Annotated in this window: 21 protein-coding genes; 3 read left to right on the plus strand and 18 right to left on the minus strand. The window is 38.1% G+C overall.

The features are described 5' to 3' along the window. Window positions 1–61: 61 nt before the first annotated feature. Window positions 62–1,206 (minus strand): IS3-like element ISAba14 family transposase gene (locus tag ADA42_RS18145; RefSeq protein ID WP_100833519.1). Its coding sequence is split into 2 segments (ribosomal slippage): window positions 62–942 and window positions 942–1,206, totalling 1,146 coding nucleotides; the frame shifts between segments, so codons are not numbered across the junction. 37 nt (window positions 1,207–1,243) lie between these two features. Beyond that, a complete protein-coding gene (locus ADA42_RS15585) occupies window positions 1,244–1,786 on the minus strand; it encodes a LysR family transcriptional regulator (RefSeq protein WP_241485708.1) in 543 nt (180 codons plus the stop codon). 348 nt (window positions 1,787–2,134) lie between these two features. On the opposite strand from ADA42_RS15585, the gene ADA42_RS15590 reads away from it, so the two are divergent. Together ADA42_RS15590 and ADA42_RS15595 are read left to right on the plus strand one after the other, a co-directional pair. Then, window positions 2,135–3,463 carry an MFS transporter gene (locus ADA42_RS15590; protein ID WP_048766152.1) on the plus strand — a complete coding sequence of 443 codons (1,329 nt, stop codon included), beginning with the start codon at window positions 2,135–2,137 and terminating at the stop codon, window positions 3,461–3,463. Between the two features lie 188 nt (window positions 3,464–3,651). Beyond that, the gene (locus tag ADA42_RS15595) at window positions 3,652–4,929 is read left to right on the plus strand and encodes an OprD family outer membrane porin (RefSeq protein ID WP_048766126.1); all 1,278 of its coding nucleotides are present in this window, start codon (window positions 3,652–3,654) and stop codon (window positions 4,927–4,929) included. A gap of 969 nt (window positions 4,930–5,898) precedes the next feature. On the opposite strand, the gene ADA42_RS15600 is transcribed toward ADA42_RS15595, so the two are convergent. The 14 genes from ADA42_RS15600 to ADA42_RS15660 form a co-directional block, all read right to left on the minus strand. Continuing rightward, entirely contained in the window at window positions 5,899–7,020 is a 1,122-nt protein-coding gene (locus ADA42_RS15600) for an alpha-hydroxy-acid oxidizing protein (RefSeq protein ID WP_151753855.1), read from the minus strand. Window positions 7,021–7,061: 41 nt separating this feature from the next. Next, complete coding sequence (dld, locus tag ADA42_RS15605; protein WP_048766130.1) at window positions 7,062–8,753, minus strand: D-lactate dehydrogenase; 1,692 nt, start codon at window positions 8,751–8,753, stop codon at window positions 7,062–7,064. Window positions 8,754–8,785: 32 nt separating this feature from the next. Beyond that, a complete protein-coding gene (gene mdlC / locus ADA42_RS15610; protein ID WP_048766132.1) occupies window positions 8,786–10,369 on the minus strand; it encodes a benzoylformate decarboxylase in 1,584 nt (527 codons plus the stop codon). 292 nt (window positions 10,370–10,661) lie between these two features. Continuing rightward, entirely contained in the window at window positions 10,662–11,777 is a 1,116-nt protein-coding gene (locus ADA42_RS15615) for an NAD(P)-dependent alcohol dehydrogenase (protein WP_004942770.1), read from the minus strand. 50 nt (window positions 11,778–11,827) lie between these two features. After that, window positions 11,828–11,914 carry a GlyGly-CTERM sorting domain-containing protein gene (locus ADA42_RS19005; protein WP_081402573.1) on the minus strand — a complete coding sequence of 29 codons (87 nt, stop codon included), beginning with the start codon at window positions 11,912–11,914 and terminating at the stop codon, window positions 11,828–11,830. Between the two features lie 24 nt (window positions 11,915–11,938). Then, window positions 11,939–13,423 carry an aldehyde dehydrogenase family protein gene (locus tag ADA42_RS15620; protein WP_088458564.1) on the minus strand — a complete coding sequence of 495 codons (1,485 nt, stop codon included), beginning with the start codon at window positions 13,421–13,423 and terminating at the stop codon, window positions 11,939–11,941. Between the two features lie 96 nt (window positions 13,424–13,519). Beyond that, window positions 13,520–14,701 (minus strand): 4-hydroxybenzoate 3-monooxygenase, encoded by a 1,182-nt coding sequence (gene pobA / locus ADA42_RS15625; protein ID WP_048766134.1) that lies wholly within the window; start codon window positions 14,699–14,701, stop codon window positions 13,520–13,522. Window positions 14,702–15,089: 388 nt separating this feature from the next. Continuing rightward, window positions 15,090–16,391: an MSMEG_0569 family flavin-dependent oxidoreductase gene (locus ADA42_RS15630; RefSeq protein ID WP_048766136.1), complete on the minus strand. Its 1,302-nt coding sequence runs from the start codon at window positions 16,389–16,391 to the stop codon at window positions 15,090–15,092. Between the two features lie 10 nt (window positions 16,392–16,401). Then, window positions 16,402–16,692 carry an MSMEG_0570 family nitrogen starvation response protein gene (locus tag ADA42_RS15635; protein ID WP_004942763.1) on the minus strand — a complete coding sequence of 97 codons (291 nt, stop codon included), beginning with the start codon at window positions 16,690–16,692 and terminating at the stop codon, window positions 16,402–16,404. Next, window positions 16,685–17,731, minus strand: coding sequence for a sll0787 family AIR synthase-like protein (locus tag ADA42_RS15640; RefSeq protein WP_048766139.1), 1,047 nt, complete (start codon window positions 17,729–17,731; stop codon window positions 16,685–16,687). The genes ADA42_RS15635 and ADA42_RS15640 overlap by 8 nt, the downstream gene beginning before the upstream one ends. Further along, window positions 17,728–18,291, minus strand: coding sequence for an MSMEG_0567/Sll0786 family nitrogen starvation N-acetyltransferase (locus ADA42_RS15645; RefSeq protein WP_004942760.1), 564 nt, complete (start codon window positions 18,289–18,291; stop codon window positions 17,728–17,730). The genes ADA42_RS15640 and ADA42_RS15645 overlap by 4 nt, the downstream gene beginning before the upstream one ends. Before the next feature lie 9 nt (window positions 18,292–18,300). Beyond that, window positions 18,301–19,380 carry an MSMEG_0568 family radical SAM protein gene (locus ADA42_RS15650; RefSeq protein WP_004942758.1) on the minus strand — a complete coding sequence of 360 codons (1,080 nt, stop codon included), beginning with the start codon at window positions 19,378–19,380 and terminating at the stop codon, window positions 18,301–18,303. Window positions 19,381–19,416: 36 nt separating this feature from the next. Continuing rightward, a complete protein-coding gene (locus ADA42_RS15655; protein ID WP_004942755.1) occupies window positions 19,417–20,409 on the minus strand; it encodes a Nit6803 family nitrilase in 993 nt (330 codons plus the stop codon). Window positions 20,410–20,435: 26 nt separating this feature from the next. Continuing rightward, a complete protein-coding gene (locus ADA42_RS15660) occupies window positions 20,436–20,918 on the minus strand; it encodes an MSMEG_0572/Sll0783 family nitrogen starvation response protein (RefSeq protein WP_004942753.1) in 483 nt (160 codons plus the stop codon). Window positions 20,919–21,132: 214 nt separating this feature from the next. Between ADA42_RS15660 and ADA42_RS15665 the strand changes: the two genes are divergently transcribed. Further along, the gene (locus ADA42_RS15665; protein ID WP_004942752.1) at window positions 21,133–23,067 is read left to right on the plus strand and encodes a sigma 54-interacting transcriptional regulator; all 1,935 of its coding nucleotides are present in this window, start codon (window positions 21,133–21,135) and stop codon (window positions 23,065–23,067) included. A 58-nt stretch (window positions 23,068–23,125) separates the two neighbouring features. On the opposite strand, the gene ADA42_RS15670 is transcribed toward ADA42_RS15665, so the two are convergent. Further along, window positions 23,126–23,830 carry an LrgB family protein gene (locus ADA42_RS15670; protein ID WP_004942747.1) on the minus strand — a complete coding sequence of 235 codons (705 nt, stop codon included), beginning with the start codon at window positions 23,828–23,830 and terminating at the stop codon, window positions 23,126–23,128. Further along, the gene (locus ADA42_RS15675) at window positions 23,823–24,227 is read right to left on the minus strand and encodes a CidA/LrgA family protein (RefSeq protein WP_004942746.1); all 405 of its coding nucleotides are present in this window, start codon (window positions 24,225–24,227) and stop codon (window positions 23,823–23,825) included. Before ADA42_RS15675 ends, ADA42_RS15670 begins: the two co-directional genes overlap by 8 nt.

The raw sequence follows: 24,227 nt of genomic DNA on the forward strand, positions 1-24,227 counted from the left end.
AGAGGTGGTCCCACATGTTTGAACAACTAAAAGCGTATTTATAAGTGATATTCCGCTCTAGTTAAGCCACCTTGTTTTGTTGGGGTAGCTGATCATAGTAAAACTCATTTGGTGTCATTTTGTCTAGACTCGAATGAGGTCGTTTCAGATTATAAAACTCAAAATATGCACTCAATTGCTTTTTCGCATCTGTGACACTGCTATAAGCTTTGAGATACACCTCTTCATATTTAACGCTCCGCCATAATCGTTCAACCATCACATTATCAACCCATCGACCTTTACCATCCATACTGATTTGAATGCCATTTGATTTCAATACATCAATAAATGCATCACTGGTAAACTGACTGCCTTGGTCTGTATTAAATATTTCAGGTCGACCATATTTTTCAATAGCTTCATTTAATGTTTCTATGCAAAATGTAACCTCCATACTAATCGATACTCTATGCGCTAGTACCTTGCGGCTATGCCAATCAATCACAGCACATAAATAAACAAAGCCTTTTGCCATAGGGATATACGTTATATCCGTAGACCACACTTGATTACTGCGCTGAATAGCCAATCCTTTGAGCAGATATGGATATTTGCGGTGAGCTTGATTAGCCTGGCTTAAATTTGGTTTGCAATATAACGCATTAATGCCCATTTTCTTCATTAAAGTACGTGTATGACGTCGTCCTATATGATGTCCTTGACGATTCAACAAATCACGCATCATACGGCTACCTGCAAAAGGGTATTGCATATGTAACTCATCCATACACCGCATCAGCTTCAGATCTGATGCACTCACAGGTTTTGGGCGATAGTAATAACAACCACGGGAGACTTTCAGCAGCTGAGCTTGCTTAGATACTGAAATCTGAAGTGAGTCATCGATTAACTTTTGTGGTTGAAGCGGCCCAGTTTCTTCAACACACCTTCTAAAAAATCAATTTCTAATGCCTGCTCACCGATTTTTGCATGTAGTTTTTTTAGATCGATGGGTGGTTCTGTTGGAGCTTTTGATTGATCGAAAGCTTGCGAGGAAGCTGAAATCAGTTGATTTTTCCAGTCGATAATTTGGTTTTGATGAACATCAAATTCAGCACTCAATTCAGCAAGTGTTTTTTCTGCTTTAATCGCAGCAAGTGCTACCTTAGCTTTAAAATCATTTGAATGATTTCTTCTTGGTCTACGTGCCATAAAATACTCCATATATTGATGTTTATAACATCATTTGGGGAGCAAAATATCACTTATAAGTGTTGTTCAAATTTCCTGATCCACCTCTAACATACTTTTCTTGAAAAAGCTTTAGCGTATTAATATTTCGATCTTCTAAATTTTTATTACAAATTGCAGCATCAATCTTTCCTGTAATTAGCCAGTCAGTGAGCTTATTCATGTCCATACTTACAACTTCCAATGAAATATTGGGGGCAATTTTATCTAATTTTTCATAAATTTTAGGTAAAAAATAAAGTCCACCAATATCGGTTAATGCAATTTTAAAACACCGTTCACTATTAGTGATATCAAAATTGGTCACTTCACTAATGGTATTTTCTATATCTATTAAAGGTTGATTTAAAGATTCATATAATTGAACAGAATATGCTGTGGGGATCATCCCTTCTTTAGTTCTGTTAAACAGTTGGTCTTTGAAAATGTGTCTTAGGCGAGCCAGATTATGGCTTACAGAAGGTTGGGTAATATTTAAACGCTCCGCAGCAACACTCACGCTACGTGTATCATAAATTGTAATAAAGATTTTAACCAAATTCAGATCAATCATAATGAATACTTCGAAATATAAAATTTGGATTGAACTAACAATCGTTAAATAATTACTAAAATCAAGTCATCAGACTTGTCTCTATATAATTGCTTATGATCTTAAACAGCTTTAATCTACATTCCAAAAAACATAAACTACTGAATTATATTAATTTAATATTTTTCAAACTGTATTTTACACACCATTATAGACATAGCTAATATACAATAATATGTTTTATTCATTTGATCAATAATTACTATCTCAATAAACTCATATTAGATCGGATATATTTAATATATTAAATAGCAGGAAAGCTACATAAGATATTAATTTTAAATGGAAATTTAATTAATGGAAGAATCTATGCAAAAGGTGAATGCAACAGCTCTTATTGACAGAACTACTTTAAATAATCATCACAAATTACTTGTGTTTTGGTGCTCTATAATTATGCTATTTGATGGTTACGATCTTGTTATTTATGGATCCGTATTACCTCATTTGATGACTGAGTGGGCCTTATCACCACAATCAGCAGGTCTTCTTGGTGCCGCTTCTTTGATGGGAATGATGATCGGTGCAGTAACATTAGGAATGGCAGCTGATAAATTTGGTCGTAAAAATATCATCATATTTTGTGTAATTTTAGCTAGCATTGCTGTGGCCATGAATGGTTTTGCACACGATACTCGAACTTTCTTTTTATGCCGTTTATTTACTGGAATTGGTTTAGGGGGAGCTGTACCTAATTTAGTTACAATTATCAAAGAAATGTCACCCAATACCCATCGTAACCGATTAATTACTTTGATGCTCTCTTTTTATGGTATAGGTGCAATTCTTTCAGGCATATCTGGCTTATATTTCATTCCACGTTTTGGGTGGCAAATTACCTTCTGGGTAGCGGGCTTATTCATTTTTGTGATTCCATTTATATATAAAACGTTTCCTGAATCGATTACTTATCTCATTCATAAAAACCGTCAAGCCGATGTTATTAAAACGCTAGAAAAATTCAACCCACAGCATCAACATATACTAGGAATGCAATATATTGTTGGTTCCATACCGCCATCACAAAAAATTCCAGTTGTTGGTCTATTTACAGATGGAAAAGGCTTGGGGACGTTATTGATTTGGTGCGGTTTTGCTATGGTCATGTTGATGGTATATGGCCTTAACACATGGCTACCAAAATTGATGAACGTTGGAGGGTATTCGTTAGGTTCAAGTATTTCTTTTCTAGTAACTTTAAATATTGGCGCTATTTTAGGCACCCTTATCTTCGGTATGATTGCCGATAAATTTGGTACAAAAAAAGCTCTGGTATGGGGATATTTACTTTCTGTTATTTCTATCAGTTGTCTTGGATTTCATCCTCCAGCAATTTTATTGACAATTCTGCTGATTATTGCAGGTGGTTCTACAGTTGGAACTATGGCAGTGATACATGCTTTAGCTGCAGACTTCTATCCAACAAATATACGTTCAACAGGCGTTAGTTTTTCAGCTGCTATGGGACGTTTCGGGGCTATCTCCGGTCCGTTATTTGGTGGTTTTCTTTTAGCTATCAACCTGCCTTTCGAACAGAATTTTATAGTGTTCTCGATCCCAGGTATTATTGGTGCAATAGCAATTGGTTTATTCAATAATCGCAAACCAGCTATAAAACAACAAATAGCGAAAGGATAACTTTCGTATCTAACCTATTCATAGTGAATTCTAACTTTATCTCCATTCAGGAAGAATGGAGATTAGATGATTGTTTTTATTTTAAATTTTATTAAAAACAATCAATACATTATTCGTATCACTTCACAAAAGGATATTTTGAACTAAATCAGCGCATTTGTTGACTGTATTTAGGGGAAGAGAAAATTATGGCTACAAATAAGATGTTTTCCACACGTTTTTTTCATAAAGTTAGCTTATTGTCTTTGATGGGCTTAATTGCCGCAGAAAATACATATGCAGATTTTAGCCAAGATACATCTGGCTCACTATATTTAAGAAATTTTTTCCTCGAGCGTAACTTCGAAAATCCAACTGCAACTGATGTTGGAAGTTGGTCACAAGCTGCAACGCTACGTTTACAATCTGGGTATACAGATACCCCAATTAGAGTAGGTGTAGATATAGTAGGCCAATATGCGATCAGACTCGGCGATTACCGTAAATATACACCAGATTCTGTTCTTCCATTTGACTATAATTCAGGAGAACAAAAAAGGGATTATGGAAAATTAGGTATAACATTAAAGCTTCAATATAAAAATTCTGAATTATTAGTTGGCACACTTGAACCTAAACTACCTATTGCATTTATTGATGAATCACGTCAATTATCGACCATATACTCAGGAACATTATTTCAATCTAAAGATATAAAAAATTTAACTATTACTGCGGGTTACTTAAACCGTATTAATGCACGAAACGATGATCAGTATAGAAAACTGAGCCTATTTACTGGTAGCCCAGTAAATTTAAATGAAAGTGATGGTTTAGGATTTATTGGATTAGACTATAATTTTACTCCTTCTATTTCAGGTGCTTATTGGTATGGTGAGTTACAGGATATTTATCAACAGCATTATGCTAATGTTGCTTATAAGACTAAAATAGGAAAAAATGATATTCGGTTAGATGGTCGTTACTTTCATAATTCAGAAAACGGTGACGCACTATATGGAAAAATTGATAATCAATCTTATGGCTTAATGGCAACACTTAATCGAAATAATCATACTTTATCTACAGGTATTCGTAAGAATGATGGTCAAAGTGCGTTTCCAACTCTTTCAGGTTATGTTCCTCAGCCATATTTACATGCTTGGTCATTGTTAGGTTTCGTTAAACCTGAAGAGTTAACATGGCATTTACTTTATAGTTATAATTTTAAAGATCTAGGTATACCTGGATTATCAACAACTTTGCGGTTTTTACACGGTGATCATATTGCTCGTTCAGGATTAGCTGATAATACTGAAATTGAACGCAGTATTGCACTAAAATATATTGTTCCTCAAGGTAAATTTAAAAACTTAGGATTAGAATTTATTCATTATGATACCGATACTAAATATGGAAAAGACTATAATAAAGGGAACTCATTTAAGGAAACACGGGTGATTGTTTCGTATCTTTATAAATTCTAAATAAATTAATCAAATTAAATTTAGATGAAATTCCCCAATTATATATTTTTATTTTAAGTCTAATTTTATATAATATGAATTAGGCTTAAAATATATTTTTATTTAATTAATATTTTTTATAAATAATAAAAGAAGCTTTCTGAAACATAGTTCATGCGATATATCGGCATTTCATGGTCAACCTTTGATTTAATGGTTGAACAATTGAAAATGTATATTCCTGCCAAAGGTAGACCATCTAAATTAAGCTTAAAGGATCAGATCCTCTTGTGCTCAAGTTATAGACGTGAATATCGAAACATTGTTCCATGTCGTAACAAGTTACGGAGTGTCAGAGCCCACTGCTTCAAGTATCGTACGTCCATTTATAGGACTGCTTAATCAAATGCAATTTATTTAATTTATCAAAGCATTTGCCTGAAGGCGAAAGCATTGACTGGAATATGGTGATTGTAGATGCCACAGAAATTCTAATCCAAAAGCCTAAAAAAACAAGAAAAAAACTATAGCGGCAAGAAAAAGATCTACACCTTCAAAGTACAGACGATCATTCATTATCAAACTCAAAAAAATCCTGAGTTTATGTACGAGTCGCGGTACCGTACATGATTTCGAGCTGTTTAAACGTACCTTAAATCAGATTTCTGCAGGTGCATTTATCATTGCAGATAAAGGCTATCAGGCAATTTATACAGTGTATCCAAATAGCTTGTTGCCATTAAAAGCAAAGAAGCACTATAAACTGGATCGCGAACTAAAAAACTTATAATCAGGAAATCAATAAAAAAAGAATTGGGATTGGGCATGTATTTGGTAGTTTGAAAACTTTCAAGTTCCTTACTGAGCGATATCACAATCGAGGCAAAAGACTAGGATTAAGATTCAACTTAATTGCGGGAATCTATAATTTTGAACTGAGTAAAAAATGACTTATGAAAGAAGTCTAATATGATAGCTTTATATAAGCCTCTATCTTAGATAATCTTTGTTCAATTGAGTAATGCTAGGACAGCCAATTTGCGCCAATGTTCGGTCTACATCTTGCTTCAGCAGCTGGATCACATCATCTACACCCGCCTCACCATTTGCAGCCAATCCATATAATGTTGCACGCCCTAAACACACCATATTCGCACCTAGACATAGTGCTTTAACGATATCAGAACCTCTTCTAAAGCCACTATCGATAAGAACAGGCTGCTCAATGGTTTGAGAAACCTCATATAAAGTTTCCATCGGTGAAATACTACAGTCTAACTGGCGTCCACCATGATTTGACAAGATCACGCCATCAGCCCCCGCTTCTATTGCCTTTAACGCATCTTCCTGACGCACAAGACCTTTTACCAATAACGTATGAGGCCAGAGATCACGTATTTTTTTCAAACTTTCTAGATTAAAAGTAGTATCCATCTGCCTCTTGAGTAAGGCATTTTGTACTTCTAAGCTATGTGCTTCTGATGATTCAAAATTGGCTAATTTAGGCATGCCCTGGGAGAGAAAACGTATCGACCAACCAGGATGCATCATTCCATCCAAAATCAAACTCGGTGAAAATTTTAACGGTATAGCAAATCCATTTCGAATATCACGTTCTCTATAGCCATTTACACCCACATCCAGCGTAATAATTAAAGTTGTATAACCTGCACTTAAAGCTCTTTGCACCATTTTCACAGCAAGTTCTTGATGTACAACATATAACTGAAACCATTTTTCTCCATCACAGCTTTTAGCAACTGCTTCAATAGACATATTTGAAGCAGTGGATAGCATAAAAGGAATATTAGCTTTCGCTGCACTTTTCGCAAGTATACGATCTGCATAAGGCCAAAGTGAACTATTCAGTCCTGTGGGTGCAATTGCAAACGGCGCATCCCATTTTTTATTGAAAAGTTTACAGGAAATATCGCGCTGACTAATGTCAACGAGTCGCTTAGGTTTTAATCGAAACTGATCAAATATAGTACGGTTATGATTTAAACCTCTTTCATCTTCGGCTCCACCTTCAAGATAATCAAAAATAATCCGCGGCAACGTTCGCTTTGCCTGACGTCGATAATCTTCTACATTAATCAGCTTTCTAGACAAGATATTTTCCATTTAACAGTAAGTGGTTATTTTTTGAATTTTCAATGCCAATGTTTACATTTGCTTGTTTTACCGATTCCTGGATTTAACGTATTTGTTGGATCAAGTTGTTGAAAGTGCGTCTGATATTCAGAAGATGCTTGGTATAAATGCCCGACATTATGTTCTGCAGGATATTTTGCACCACGCTGTTCTAAGTAAACTAGTACTTCATCTTTAAACTGGTGTGCATCTACTCCTTCTTTGAGCAAATAATCTTGATGACAAACAAAACAGAAAAAATGTCCACAACAACTTTCCATCTGCACTTGATCTTGCAAGTGCTCAGGTAAGTTGATTAACCATTGCTCATCATTGCGTCTAAAGGCAACATCAAAAGAAACTAGACGCTGATTTGGATCAATACCCTGACTATCACCATAGTAGATAATGCATCCACCTACCGCAAAACGAATTAGAAATATGTTTTTCTCTTCTTTTTTATCACATTGAATGAACTGTGCCGATTGGCCTGAAAAAAACTTTAGTAAATGCTGTTGTATCTCTTCATTTTTACTGCTATCTATTTTCAGCATTAGTAAGTGTTCATATTTGTGATGAAATTGCTGTAATCGTGGTTCAATCCATGACGGAGTCAGACGGTTAAATAATTGAATGAAACGATCTAATATATTATTGGGTAAAAGAGGTATGCGTTTAAAAAAACCATCGACTTTAGCTTTTAATGCAAATAGTTGAGGAATTTTTTCTGCACCCATAATATCAATTACTTTGTACATATGTTTGGCATAGCGTTGCGTCAACTCAAAGGCATTTTTATGAATATACTCTGCTTGGGTAGGCAACTCGGACAAATTTTCCAATAAATATTTACGTAGCTGAATTAATTGTGATTCATTATTGCTACCAATCAAATATGTGGTTGCCTCAGCAGCAGCTTCAAAGGTTGGCAAGCGTACTGCAAATACGGCCAACTTACCCGAACAGCCTGCACTTTCATGTAAATATTCAGGATTTCCGTTATAGCGCGTCGGTGTTGGCGAAGTGGTATCTCGTAAATTATCAGCATAATTTTCTGCCCAAGTGCGGCCCTGCCATGCTTCATTTTGCCCCGTCACATAGTTTTTATTTTCTAAATTTTTAAAAATTTCCTCAGGATTATCGCCTAAATCAATTCCCAAGTGATTGATTAATTTTAAATTTCCTTCAGTATCAATTTGAGCAAACAGGGATTTTTCCGTATAAGCTGGCCCTCGGTGAATCAAAGATCCACCTGAATTGTTACATATTCCTCCAATCACAGATGCGCCAATACAAGATGAACCAATCACAGAATGAGGTTCACGGTGGAATGGTTTCAAAGCATTTTCCAGTTCAGTTAATGTTGTTCCAGGAAAGGCAAGCACTTGCGTTGCATCTTCAAGCAACTGTAAGCCTTTTAGTTTTTTTGTACTCACCACCACAACATCCCGATCATAGTCATCAGAATCAGGTGTGGATCCGCCTGTAACTCCTGTATTAGAAGCTTGTAAGATCACGATCAGATCATGATTAACGCATTTTTCCAATACGTACCATAGTTCTAAGAGAGTTTCTGGAATAAGTACAGCGATTGCCTCACCCTTCCCAACTCTAAATCCTTTTAAGTAGGGAGATTTCGCAATTTCATTAATTAAGATTTGATGTGATTTCAATATAGCTTGAAACTCTCTTATCAAATTCTTAGTTTTCATTGTGGTGCTCTCCCTACATATAATTCACTGATTTATTTACAATCTGCTGTTACAACTTCGATTAATACTGGACGGTTTGCATTCAACGATTTCTGGAAAGTATCAACAAAATCTTGATCGCTCCGAACGCTATATGCATCAACGCCATATCCCTTAGCGATTTGAGTAAAATCGATATCAGGAACATCCATTCCTGGTACGTTGTCAGCTTTTAATACACCTGCAAACCAACGTAATGCTCCATAAGTGCCATTTTTCAAAATTAGGAAAATGACTGGAATTTTATATTGTGCTGCTGTCCATAAAGCCGTAATACTATAATTTGCTGAACCATCACCAATAATTCCAACCACTCGTCGTTCTGGCTGAGCTAACTGGATGCCAACTGCAGCTGGCATAGCAAAACCAAGACCACCTGCAGCAGCAAAGAAGTAGCTACCCTGTCCTGTAATATTTAAACGTTCCCACAATATTCCGTTAGTTGATGTCGATTCATTCGCAAAAATGACATTATCTGGCACCAATGAATTGATCAAATCAAACAATCGTTCAGGTTGAATGTAATTACCTTGACTCGGTGCAGCCAATTCATTTTTCTTACGGGAAATAACCTGTGATTTTTTTGTTTCAACCTGATCGCATAAGCGTATTAAGCTATCTTCTAAATCGCCGACATAGCAAACACCCATAGCTGCTCGAGCTGCTTCTTGTACATCACAAGTTAATGCAATGAGCTTAGTTTGATCGCCTAAATATTTACCTGGTTCATATTGGTGATAACGGAATACTGGTGCACCAAATACTAAAACGAGATCATATTGTTCGAATATCTTTGCAATACCATCAATACTTGCAGGTAAGATCCCTTGATAATACGCGTGAGTAGTTGGAAATGGACAACGTGGAGAAGATGGAGCGACCCACACAGGCACATTTAAAGTTTCCGCAAATTTAATTGCACTATCGTTAGCATTCAATCTGTCGACATCTGTGCCAAATACGAGAGCTACCCTTTTAGCCTGATTGATCTGCTCTGCAATAGCATTTATATCTTTTGCAGATAGACATTGTGAGCTAATTACATCTTTTTCTAATAAGTGTTCATTCTGTTCATTTACTTGCACATCCCAATCATCGTAAGGAATTGAAACATAAACAGGACCAGCTGCTTCAGCTTTAGATAAATGAATGGCACGCGTAATAGCGTGAGGCACTTCATGCGCGCTAGCAGGTTCGTGGCTCCATTTCACTAATGGTTTCGGTAACAATGTTGCTTCTAAATTGGTTAGGAGTGGTTCTACACCCATCATGGCTCGGTTCTGCTGTCCAGAGGTAATCACTAAAGGAGTATGTGAATTCCAAGCGTTACTCAATGCTCCCATCGCATTTCCCGTGCCGGCAGCTGAGTGCAGATTAACAAATGCAGGCTGACCTATAGCCTGAGCATAACCATCAGCCATCCCGACTACAGCACCTTCATGTAAACCTAAAATATATTGAAAATCAGCAGGGAAATTTTTTAAGAAAGGAAGCTCATTTGAGCCAGGGTTACCAAACACGACTTTAATATTGTTTTTTCTTAAAATGTCATAAGTATATTGGTGGACTGTTTTCACTATAGTTCCTTGCTTGCGATATTATGAATTAATCTTAGAAGCTATAAAAATATAGATCAAATGAATAATAATTATTATAAATTATAGATACTATCTATATTCATAAGTACGCGTAGATATACTATCGAAATATAAGCGTGTAAAGATCTGATAGATTTTACGAATATCTTTAGAAAAATCTGGTTCGATCACTATTCGAATAGTGATATTCAATTGGAAGAAATTTAAATTAATTATGGTTTATAGGAATTTAAAAAGGTCATATCAAATTATATGCTATGACCTTTGAAATTTAACCAATCTTTAAAATTGGTTTGAGTGTTATACCTTGTTGGCTATCGATTGCTGCTTGATTAATATCTTTGAAATCATAAAATTTGATCAGTTTATCAAATGGAAATTTACCCTGCTGATATAACGCAACCAGTTCTGGAATAAAGCGTTTAGCAACACTATTTCCTTCTACAACTCCCATGATTGATTTACCTCCAATCAGTAAATCATTTACATCAAAAGCTGCCGTTACCCCTAATGGTGGTGCACCAACAATTGCAATTTTGCCAAGAATTCCAAGCGCATCAATGCCCTGTTTTACAATTTCAGGACGGCCTGTAGATTCTAGTGCAAATTGAACACCACCTTGCGTAATTTCCTTAATTGCTTCAATGGGGTCTTGAACTTTACTATTAATAACATGTGTTGCCCCTAGTTCTTTTGCAAGCGTTAAACGGGACTCCACAATATCGACAGCAATGATCGTAGTTGCTCCACATACTTTTGCAGCAAGCAATGCACTTAATCCAACGGCACCTGCACCCCATGTTACAAAGCTGCTGGCAGGTCTAACACCTAATGCATTTATGACTGCACCTGCGCCTGTCTGTATTCCACAGCCCAATGGACCCAATAATTCTAAAGGCACATCTTGAGTGACTTTTACTGCATTATTTTCACGGCTGATCGCATAGGTTGCAAATGAAGATTGTCCAAAAAAATGGTCATGTACTTTATGATGATCGTGTGTACAAATTGCAGAATTCCCTTCGGGATCAGTGCCACCAAAGTTACGACCAAAAAAGTCCTGACAATATGCAGGATTCCCACTGCCACATTGCTCACAAATCCCACAATATCCATAACTAAGAACTACATGATCACCGATTGCTAAATCTTTCACATTTGGACCAATCGCTTCTACAATTCCCGACCCTTCATGTCCTAATACCGCTGGCAAAGGAACGGGATAATATTGATCTCTAACAATTAAATCGGTATGACACATACCTGTTGCTACGATTTTTACCAAAACCTCATCATCTTGGGGTTCACGAATTTGAAGTTGCCTGAGTTCAAAATCTGCACCTTTGCTTTGGGTCACAGCTGCAGTAATCTCAGTAAAATTTGTCATATCTCAACATCCTGTATCAGATTATATTTTTATAAAAACAAGCGTCTTATTCACATTTCCTTTCGTCTGAACCAACAGCACCCTAAAAATAGGATGCTATAGATTCCAAGTGAAATAACTTCTAAAACAAAATGTATCTAAGCTTAATCAGATACCAAGTTTTATTTTTGCGCCGTAACCCAATGGGTGGTCGTATATTCTTCAACGATCCATTGATCATTAAAACGGCCTAGACCTGAGTTCTTTTCACCGCCGAATGGGGCGTTAGGATGATCGGCAACCGAAATCTCATTAATATGGGACATACCTGCTTCAATCCCCAATGCAAATTTCACTCCACGATCATGATTTGAAGTACACACCGCACTCGATAAACCAAATTCAGTGTCATTGGCAAGTTCAAGTGCATGAGCTTCATCACGTGCTTTTAAAATTGGCAGAACTGGACCAAAACTTTCTTCTTTCGCCACAGCAAAATCTGGTTCGACATTAACGAACACATGAGGTCCAACCAAATTGCCCTCAATTCCACCGTCAAAGAATAACGATGCGCCTTCATTTTGTGCTTGCTGAATAATACGGCGAAGATTGTGAGTTTGCTGATTGTTAATAATTGGCCCAACTAGAGTCTCTTCATTAGCTGGATCACCAACTTTAATGTTTGCCAAAGCAGGACGTAATTTTTCTAGGTATTGATCATAAATCTTTTCATCAATGATGACGCGATTGGTACTCATACAAATTTGCCCTTGATGCAAAAAGCGTCCCATTACCGTTAAATTCACTGCAAGGTCTAAATCAGCATCGTCCAAAATTACTAATGGCGCATTGCCTCCAAGTTCTAAGCCAACACGTTTAATCCGTCTGGCAGACATAGCTTTTTCAGCTACTCGCTTGCCGATCTGTGTTGAACCAGTAAATGAAATAAACTTGCTTGTATCATGCTCAACCACATAGTCGCCAATTTCACTGCCTGCCCCGACAATTACATTCAACACACCCGCAGGGGCATTTGCCAATTCAAAAATTTTGGCAATAATCAACCCACCTGTCACAGGCGTATCACTTGCTGGTTTAAGAACAATAGTATTACCCAGAGCAATTGCAGGAATCACCGATCGCATGCTCAAATGGAAAGGGAAATTCCAAGGACTTATGACTGTAATTACACCTAAAGCCTTGTGGAATACTTGACTAACTTGCCCCTCATGAGCAGGTTTTAAATCAATTACCTCATTTACAGCATTCGCATATTTTAAAGATGCTTGAGAAATTTTAAGTGCCGCATCTACTTCAATATTCGCTTTGAGTCTTGAACTTCCAGCTTCATTTATTAACCAATCTACAAGAGATTCACGATGTTGTGTAATCGCCGCAATAATACGTTCAATCAGAGCTTGACGTTCACTCACAGTGGTTTTTTGCCACGATTTAAACGCTGATTGCGCAGCTTGATATGCTGCATCAACATCTTGTTGGCTTGCTCCTTGAATATCATCAATATGCTGATGAGTATAGGGGTTGGTATTCGTTACAATTTTATTCGATGAACCATTAATCCATTGTCCATTGATAAATTGTTGGTTAAAACTCTGCGCTAAACTCATGGTATATCCCTTTTTAAAGAAGCAATCCATCTGCTTCATTGTTTAATATCGTCTAATCTTATTCTTTAGCAAGAAATGAGATCGACTATGCTCTTGTATTGCACTGATTTCTTCATATTTAGGTATAGCTTTATCCTAATAAGGTAAACCTACATAATTTTCGGCCAATGTCGTAAGCCCTGCATTAGAATCTAAAATATAGTTCAGTTCAGCCTGCTTAATTTTATGATCGAATTCAGTTTCAGTTTCAAAACGATGCAGTAAATGTGTCATCCACCATGAAAAGCGCTCTGCTTTCCAAACACGTTTCAAACATTTTTCAGAATACTCATCGATGCCTTGTGTCGAATTTTTTTGATAGAACTCAATTAAAGCACTTGATAAATAGGCAATATCAGATGCAGCTAGATTTAAACCTTTTGCGCCTGTAGGCGGTACGATATGTGCCGCATCTCCTGCCAGAAATAGTTTTCCAAATCTCATAGGTTCAGTAACAAAACTACGTAAAGGTGCAATGCTTTTTTCAATAGAAGCACCTGTCACTAAATTATTGCAACTTTCTTCATCAAGGCGACTTTTTAATTCATTCCAAAATCTTTCATCAGACCATTCTTCTACATGGTCTGTCACAGGAACTTGTAAATAATAACGACTACGAGTTTTTGAACGCATACTGCATAAAGCAAATCCGCGTTCTGACTGAACATAAATCAACTCATCTGAAACAGGTGGTACATCTGCTAGTACTCCTAACCAGCCAAATGGATAAACCTTTTCAAATGTTTTAATTTTATCTTGTGGTACGCTTGCTCGGCACACACCATGATAACCATCGCACCCTGCAATAAAATCACAAGCCAAACGAAAAGACTGACCATCCTTCTGAAAAGTTACATACGATTGCTGTTTCTCGAAATCATGGATTTGAACATTTTGAGCCTCATAATAAGTACATAAATCTGCTGCTTCTCTGGCATGCATTAAGTCTTTTGTGACTTCTGTTTGACCATATACAGTAACTTGCTTACCTTGCGTTAAAGAAGATAAATCTACTCGATGTTTCAACCCATTAGTAAGAATCTCAATTCCTTCATGAGGTATTCCAAATTGTTTTAGATTTTCATCTACTCCAGCCTTATGCAACAAATCAACGGACACTTGTTCAAGTATTCCTGCTCGAATACGTGCTGCAACATAATCTGCACTCCGTTGCTCAATGATAATGTGTGAAATACCTGCTTTATATAGTAATTGTCCAAGCAATAGTCCTGCTGGGCCTGATCCAATAATTGCAACTTGTGTCTTTAAATTTTCCATCACATTTTCTCCATATATCCTGATTCATAAATTATTTTTTTTAGAACACTTTAGATATAGATAAGTTTAAATAAAAACCGTATAGCGGTATTTTTGTCCGAATATCGGACAAAATTCTTATCAGAAATTATTGTTAGAGAAATTAGAAAAATAGAACTTCAGCTTAAATCCTTATATCAATGACATCTGTAGCTTTAGGCTTTTCAATAGATCTAGCTTATTTACAATAGGTGATAAAAACTTAAATTAATTCAAAAATATATGGTTATTCAGCAACATAATTTCAAAAATTAATGAGTCTTCCCCAAAAATGGACTATCTCATCATTTCTAACTAAATTGAAAAATATAGGGCAGCCGAAAGTTAAGATTTTTCAGCTGCCTAATATTTAGGCCAACGATGGTAGCGTTGAAGATATGTGCAGAGATTTAACATTTAATTGTTGAGTTACATGAGCCGAGATAAATTCAGCATCTTTGGCAACATCCATAAAGCGTCCTGAACCCCATGTATGTAACCAAGGTAGACCAATAAAAGTAACATCTGAATCAATAGTGATGCCACGATCATGCTGTGGATAACCATCATCTTTAAAAATGTCTAAATCAATCCATGAATAATCTGGCCTAAATCCAATGCACCATATTATTGAGGTGATATTTTCTTGAATTAAGTCTACATGAGTAATTTCTTGCGCAGGTGTCCATACTGGTTGATACTTCGATGCAGGCTCATCGGTCTCTATATTGTTCTTTGTAATATAATCATCAACAGATGCGTTAATTCGATTATAAGTTGCATCCGCCATATCCAGATTTTGGTTTAAATCAGGGCGGAAAACCAGCTGTCCATTTTGAAAGTTCTCAAAACGTCCAAGCAATTGCATCCCTTCTAAAGCAAATTTGCGTAGGTCAATGTCACGCCCGCCATCACGCCCTGTTACATAGTGGTTAGTGCTCTTACGGACTTCTTCACTATAACGATGATCTTTTACCGTAGTTCCGTAGTAACCCATTTCAAATAACCATGTCACTACATCTTTACCACGATAGAAACGTGCACATCGCGGTGCATCTCCTGTTGAAAGATAAACCTTTTTACCAGCCAAATGAATGTCCTCAGCAATTTGTGCACCGGACTGACCTGAACCAACAACCACTACATTGCCTTCGGGAAGTTGATCAACATTAAAATATTGCTCCGAATGCATCACCAACACATTTTCAGGCAAAGTCTCACGGAGTTTTGGATAAATCGGCGTGTGATAACCACCAGCTGCTACTACCAATTGCTTAGCCGTAGTTTTTCCTAAATTAGTTTCAATTTCAAATTCTTGTGCTGCAATTTTGGTAACATGCTGCACCTCTATATTTAACAATGCTGGTGGATTGAGTTTTTTAATAAAGCCATCAAGATATTCCACAATTTCATTCTTTTTCATGAAGCCGTGTGGTTCATTGCCATGATATGGATGATCAGGCAATAAACACTGCCAATTCGGTGTGACAAGCGTAAAATTATCCCAACGTTTATGGCGCCACGCGTGGGTTAATTCGGATTCTTTTTCTAGAACCACATGATCAATGCTTGCTTTTTTCAAATAGTAACTGACACATAAACCTGCCTGACCACCACCAACAATCACGACATCATATTTCGGTTTTAATATTTGAGTATTTAAATTTAACATGCTGCTTCCCTTATTCGTTGCTCATTTCAGTAATTTGAATTGGGTCTTCGTCTTTTAGCGCGAGTAACTTGGCTTGGCGTTTAATGGTCGCCAAACTATCTATGGCCGAACTACAAGCAAAGCCATAACGTGCGCGCACCCTTTCCGACGCGGCATACAAACCATTTTCTGCCTGTTTTAAAAACTGTGCTGTGGAATAGCTTTTTCCAATTGACAGATAGTCATAAATCACAGTAGATGGTGAGTAATATTGAACCTGCTCACCATTGGGCCACTTCACGGTAAAATTCACACTAGGCATAGGTAGCCTCCTGATTCATCGGCTCAATCGAACTCGAGTTGGACATCAACTTTTTTAAAATGTCGGCATAGTCAAAGCCCGTAAATCGTTGTTGCTGAAAATCCCAAAAGCAGTCGCTCTCTTGCTGATGATGGATTTGAACTTTGCTAGTGGCATTACTTTCGCCAATGACAGCACAGCAAATATCCTGACTTTCAAACAGTTCAATGATGTCTTGGCATTTGTCTTCATCGGCAGTGAGTAAAAATCCGTAACTTGGGAAAATTTGTAGCCATGTTTGCCAATCCACCCAACGCGGTTTGGGGATACGATCAAGGTTAATGTTTGCACCGCTTCCAGTAGCTTCGAGCAGCATCAATAAACTGCCCAAGATGCCTGCATTGCTAATATCACGTGCGGCATGGGCTAAATCTTGTTCCGCCAGTTGTGGTAGCACGGCCAATTGCGCCTGCAAAATACGTCCTGAGACACGTTCAAAGCATTTCCAATACACTGTGTTAGGGTGAAATTGCCCATGTAAATTGAGAGCAATCAAAATTTTCTGTTGCGATTTTACATGCAAAATCGACAATAATTTTTGTGCCGTACCCTGAATTGCCACCGACAATGTCGGTTGATACTGCATACCGATATTGCTATGCCCACCCACTAACGCCACACCATAAGCAGTACAGGCATCTTGCATACCATGCATTAACAATTGCGCTTGTTCCGTGTCACGATGCCAAATGCTGTTCACTACCGACAATGCCTGTCCGCCCATTGCAGCAATATCACTGACATTCGCCATAACTGCCGACCAGCCTGCAAAATAAGGATAATTGGCAACAAAACTCGGCAACATTCCCTCACAGGCATGCAACAAATATTGATCTTGTAAGGCAACGGCTGCTGTGTCATCTCCGGGATAGGCATACAGCGCTTGCAAGGTGTTTACACCCTCGACATTGGGCATAGACACGCTTTCGGCAATTGCTTGTTTAGAGAGCATTGCGGGGGTATGCCGTAAAAATTCAAGCAGTTGATTAAGTGACATCATCCCACCTCTTTCTGCATATAGGCCTGCATAGACACGTGTTGTAGCGGATAGTGTTTAATTTGTGCCTGCATTAAGACATGTGGAATATTAGCCACCTGTAACTCACGCATACTGTCCCAGCACAGTTTTTGGAAATAGCGTTCATTCTGCTGCTGTACGGTGGCTAAAAAAGTCTGACAGCCTAAATTTTTCGCGGTGGTCACGGCGGCATTAATCAAAGCTTTACCAATAGCATGATGGTGGCGATACAAAGGTTCGACACATAAGCGCCCACCCCACCATGTATTTTTGCCATCGGGGAAAATACGTACCGCGCCCACCACACGATCATGTTCTCCAAACATATTTCCAATGGCGGCAATGCCTAAAGCATTGAAGTCGTATTCATCACGATCTTCTTTTAAAATCTTTTGTTCATCACGAAAGGTGGCTTCACGGAGTCGGTAATATTGACGACGTTCCCAATCTTCCGAGACCACTTTGATGATGATGTCATCGCTCACAAACTGTTTCAGTTCTTCATTCAGTTCAAGCAACCATGGATAACGTGAAAGTTCCATCATGACCTCCTACTCGTAGGCTTTCAGTGAGGAACATGCCCCACACTTGGCACAACCGGCTTGGGTATCTTCCGAGTTCAAGCCCTGTTGGCGTAGTTGCTGTCCAATTTTTGGATAAAGCGATTGCATAAAGGCTTGATCAGGTTTGGCATGATGCTCCAGCGCTGTTCCCGCAATTGGCACGAAAGGCACCACAAAGGGATACACACCCATTTCAGTCAGTTTGCCAGTCATCTCGATGATTTCTTGTTCGGTGTCGCCCAAGCCTGCCAAAATGTAGGTGCTGACCTGACCACGCCCAAACACTGCAACTGCTGCTTTAAAAGCTGAAAAATAGGTGTCTAAAGATACTTCGGCTTTGCCCGGCATAATTTGATGACGTACCCGCTCACTCACCGCTTCAAGGTGCATACCAATAGATACTGCACCCACATCTTTAAGTTTTTGAAACCATGCAAAATCATCAGGTGGTTCACATTGCACCTGTATCGGCAAATCCACTTCAGTACGAATGGCTTTCACACTGTCATATAGAATTTCTGCGCCACGATCAGGGGTATTGGGTGTACCTGTGGTAATCACCATTTGTTTCACACCATCAAGTTCTACCGCAGCTTTAGCTACTTCTGCCAACTGCTCAGGGCGTTTTCGAATCAGTGTTCGCCCGCCTTTGAGCGATTGATCAATCGAGCAAAACTGACATGCGGTGCTTTTATCGTTCATACGGATGCAATGCTGTAAAACCGTGGTGGCTAATACATCATGGCTGTGCAAGGTGGCAATTTGCTCGTATGAAATACCCTCAGCCGTCTGTAAATCGTAAAACCGTGGGCGAGATGGCGCAGTTAAAGTCGCCACAGGAATACGGTTCTTAAAAATAATGACCTTATCCGAATCAGGTTCTACTTGGGCACTATAAGGCGACTCTTGCGCAGCCAAATTTAGTATAGGAATCATCATGGTCTGCCCATCGAGACTCAAAGCCTTATGATCGCTTGGCCCTGCACCGCCCTTGCGAGATAGACCAAACTCACCTTTCCATTTCAGACCGTTACATTGCAAATCGGTCAACAGTTGTATTGCAGACATACTCGCCCCCTATCTTCGCTATTGGCTTGCTACGGTTTAAACCTGTTCTTCGTTAAATCTGGAAAGTTTTTCTAGATGTGCCTGATCTGAGGTTTCAACTTTCAGTTCGTGCAACACCTGTGTTGCACGACGGTCAATTAGCACACTTAACAACTCTGGCCGGCTGTAATGCCCAACTGAATCCATCATGCGTTTACGTTTATCAATCAAGCTAAAATCAAGATCGGCAATGCAATAGCCTTCGCCTTGTGTAATTGGCGGTGCTAAAAATTTACCTTCAGGTGAAACAATGGCAGTAAAGCAACCACCAGAGATTGGAGCTAACTCACAACCTGTATCTTGCATAATTTGCTGCTGTTGCTCAGGGTGTAACCACGCGGTGGCATTGACCACAAAACAACCCGACTCTAAGGCATGATGTTGAATAGTGGCACTAATCTGATCGGCAAACACCTGACCGACCAATGAACCGGGGAACATGGCAGCATGAATTTGCTCACCATCTGCCATCAAGGCAAAACGCGCCAATGGGTTGTAATGCTCCCAACACGCCAATGAACCAATGCGTCCAACAGCTGAATCAATAGCACGTAAACCACTACCATCGCCTTGTCCCCATACCATGCGTTCATGATAAGTCGGCGTGATTTTGCGACGGTGCTGAATAATCGAACCATCCACATCGAACAACAACTGTGCGTTATAAATTGTGCCGCCTGCACGTTCGTTAATCCCAATTGACGCCACCATATTGGCGTCTCGACAAGCCTGACCAATGGCAAAAGTCGCCTCTGATGGCACGACGACCGATTCATTGAGCAATTTAAGATGTTCTTTGCCCATCGCAAATGGCGGTTGCACAAAAGAAAAATAAGGGTAATAAGGCACTACTGTTTCAGGAAAAACTGCAAACTGCACACCTTGTTTGCCCAACTCCAAAATAATGTCACAGACTTTTTGCACCGTGGCTTTTTGGCTATATAACACCGGACTACATTGCACTGCGGCAGCTTTAACGATTCGACTCATGACTTATTCCCCTTTCTTCTCAAGCTTTAAACAGTCCAAGTGTCAATGATCAATGCATTGTCACGGCGCATTAACAATTTCAAATCCATCACATCCAAAGGATTGATTGGGCGAATACCAGCAATCAATGCTTTTTCAGTCTGACCATATAAAGCTTGCAATGCGAAACGGCAGGCATACACTTCACCACCTTCTTCCATAAAAGCTTTTAACTGATTATTCACAGCCAAATGTCCCGGAAAAGCTTCCGCACCTAGAGTTGGGAAACCACGTTGCACCCCCAATTGCACACCTGGTCCATAAAGCAAAATTTTGGTTTCAAAACCTTTGCGTAATAAGCGTTTAGCTTGCAGCACATTGACCAAACCAATTGACCCTTCAAAAGCCATGGTATGAAAAGTCACTAAAGCTTTTTCGCCCGGCTGCGCTTTTACATCCTCAAAGACCTTTTCTTCATAATCGACAAGAAAATCACCATCTTTGTATTGTTCAATATCAACTTTTGGCATAGCAGCTCCTCGTATAATGCTATTTGCAATCAACCAGTGTTTGGTTTGATAGAGTTATTGCGAGAGCTGTGCCAAGTTTAGTTTTTATTTGAAATTTATTTTTAAGATATTGAAATATAAAAATTAATTTTATAAAAAGTTTTTTATTGCTTAAAAATAAAACACTAGGTGATTATGATTTTTCGTAGTAATATGAAATTTCATAGTTAAAAATATGAAATTTCATAGCATGAACAATAACGATTTTATTTCAGACTGGGTGACTTCTGAGAATTCGATACGACCATTAGCATTTGAGCATACTTCCCAAGCCATACTGATTCTCGATCCACACCAAAATCAGTTTGTTGATGTCAATATCAGTGCGACGCAGTTACTACGTTATGAACGTCATGACTTGATTCAAAAAACCGTGACTTCAATTTTTGGGCATTTCAGCCAATTGCCGCAACTCATGGCTTTTACAGAAGAATCTTTAGAAAATGGTACTGCATGGAACAATGAAATGTATGCCTTTGACAAACATGGTGAAAAAATCCAGTTAGATATTAGTTCTGTTACCATACCTTATAAAAATAAAACTTTGTTGATCTGGTCATTGGTTGATGTAAAAGATCTAGAATTACGCCAACTAAACAAAAATGCAGATAAAGTTATTCGTGCCGGACTCAAAGAATGGCAAGCGTTACAAGAGCTTTTTATCGATTCGGATACTGGAAAACATCTACTACTCAGCTCTGTAGGCGATGGTATTTACAGTATTAATCAACAAGGCTTATGTACCTTTATTAACCCTGTTGGTGCAAAAATGCTGGGCTTAAAACCCGAAGATGTATTAGGAAAAAATATTCATAAAATCCACCATCATACTCATGAAAATGGTACACATTACCCTGTTGAGAAATGCCCAATTTATGCCGCTGTACATGATGGTGTAGTTCATGAAGGCATACAGGAAATTTTTTGGCGGCGTGATGGTAGCTATTTTCCAGTAGAATTTACTAGTACGCCGATTATTCGAGAAAGTGAAATTATTGGAGCAGTAGTGGTATTTCGGGATATCACAGACCGCCTCAATACTGAAAAGCAACTTACTCATGCACTCGGCGAGTTACAGGAGCTTAAAAGCCGACTTGAACAGCAAAATGAATACTTACAGGAAGAGATTTTACAAGAAAATCAATACCATGAAATTGTAGGTAATAGCGCGTCCATTTTACAAATTATTGAAAAAATCAAAGTGGTTGCGCCTACAGATGCCAACGTCATGATTTATGGTGAATCAGGTACGGGTAAAGAGCTAATCGCGCGAGCCATTCATCAATCAAGTCATCGCAAACAATATCCTCTCATAAGGGTCAATTGTGCTGCTATTCCCTCCGAACTATTTGAGAGTGAATTTTTTGGTCACGTTAAAGGTGCATTTACAGGTGCAGTCCGTGATCGCGCTGGTCGTTTTGAACTCGCCGATCAAGGCACTTTGTTTCTCGATGAAATTGGTGAAATTCCATTAGAGTTGCAAAGTAAATTACTGCGGGTGTTACAAGAAGGCACTTTTGAGCGTGTGGGGGAAGAAAAAACCCGTCATGTTGATGTTCGGATTATTGCCGCAACCAATCGCAATTTAAAAGAAGAAGTTAAACTCAAACATTTCCGTGAAGACTTGTATTTTCGTCTTAATGTATTTCCAATTTATTCACCTGCATTGCGAGATCGTAAAGAAGATATTCCGTTATTGGTGAGTCACTTTACCAAACTGATTAGTGAAAATCGCAAAGTTAAATATCTGCCTTTTTCACAAAAGCATATTTTAGAATTACAACAATATGACTGGCCTGGAAATATCCGTGAGCTACAAAACGTGATTGAACGTGCCATGATTACTGCTAAACAAGGGATAGTATCTTTCCAGTATTTATTGGAAGAACAACCCCCAACTCAAGTGGTGACTGTAAACGAAAAACAGCTTCAACCTGTAACTCAAGTATTGACTCTACAACAAATAAAAGAGTTAGAAGTACAGAATCTAACGCTAGCAGTTCAACAATGTGAAGGTAAAATTTTTGGACAGGATGGTGCAGCAAAACTACTTGATATCAATCCGACCACACTCATTTCTAAATTAAAAAAAATGGGAATTAAATATTAATTATAATTTATGCTTATCATACAGGATTCGAAGTTTGAGTTTTTTTTCATTTAAAAAATTACAGGAAGTTCAGTATACATTTTGTCAAATTAATCAATAATGGGGCGAATAAGGTCATAATGATTCCTGAAATAATCATGGAAAGGCTTGCAATCACACCTTCTAACTCATCACGTTGCCTTGCTCGTACGATACCCATTGCATGTGCAGCGTTCCCCAATGCTGTACCACAAGCAATCTTGTTTTTGAATCGCATCAACAATAGTAAGGCATCTCCAAACAGCATGCCGACTAAACCAGTTATTACAGTAAATAACGGGATTAGACTAATTGAACCACCCACTTTTTCAGTTAATACTAAAGCAAAGGGAATTGAAATCGAACGTGCTAATAGACTATTTTTCACAATTTCATCGAAATTCATCAAACTTGCCAAAAACCAGCTGCTGAAAATACCTACCAACATAGCGAGGCTTGAACTAAGCAGTAAGAGTTTAAAATGTTGCTGAATCAGTCTACGATAGTGAAATACAGGAACAGCAAAAGCCACAGTGATAGGCCCAAGCATCGCCACCAAATACTGAGTGTAAAGGTAATAGTCTTCGAAAGCATGCCGTAATATAGAAATAAGCACGATACTTAAGACAGGAACAACAATAATAGGAGATAAATAGATTTTTTGTGTTCGAACAAAAAGTCGCTTTGCCAAAAAATAACAGAATATAGTCCAAACTAGGTAAAAAAGTCCCCAAAACTCAGTCATACTCTTTTTCCTGTTTTAAACTATCGTGATTTAGGAATAATTTCACTGTATATACAGATGTCATCATTACTAATAGTGTACTGATCAAGATTACTAGTAAAATTTTACAGCCACTGGCGATCAATAGGTTCTGATACTGAATCACTCCTACCACGGGCGGAATAAAAAACAGTAACAGTTCGCTTAGTAAAAAATTAGCACCCTGTTCCACATTGGCAAATTTCAACCAATTGGTCTTCAGCAAAAATAATAATAGAAAAAAACCTAGTACACCTGATGTGACAGGTAAGTTCAGTAGCTTTTGCAATACATAGGCACAGCCCCAAACCGCCAAAATGTTGATGATTTGGTGGCTTGAGCTTTTTAGTTTGCTAATCTGAGTTTTAAGTTCCAACAT

Origin of the sequence: Acinetobacter sp. 243_ASPC (genome assembly GCF_001054715.1) — a bacterium.
In the GTDB taxonomy this organism is placed as follows: domain Bacteria; phylum Pseudomonadota; class Gammaproteobacteria; order Pseudomonadales; family Moraxellaceae; genus Acinetobacter; species Acinetobacter soli.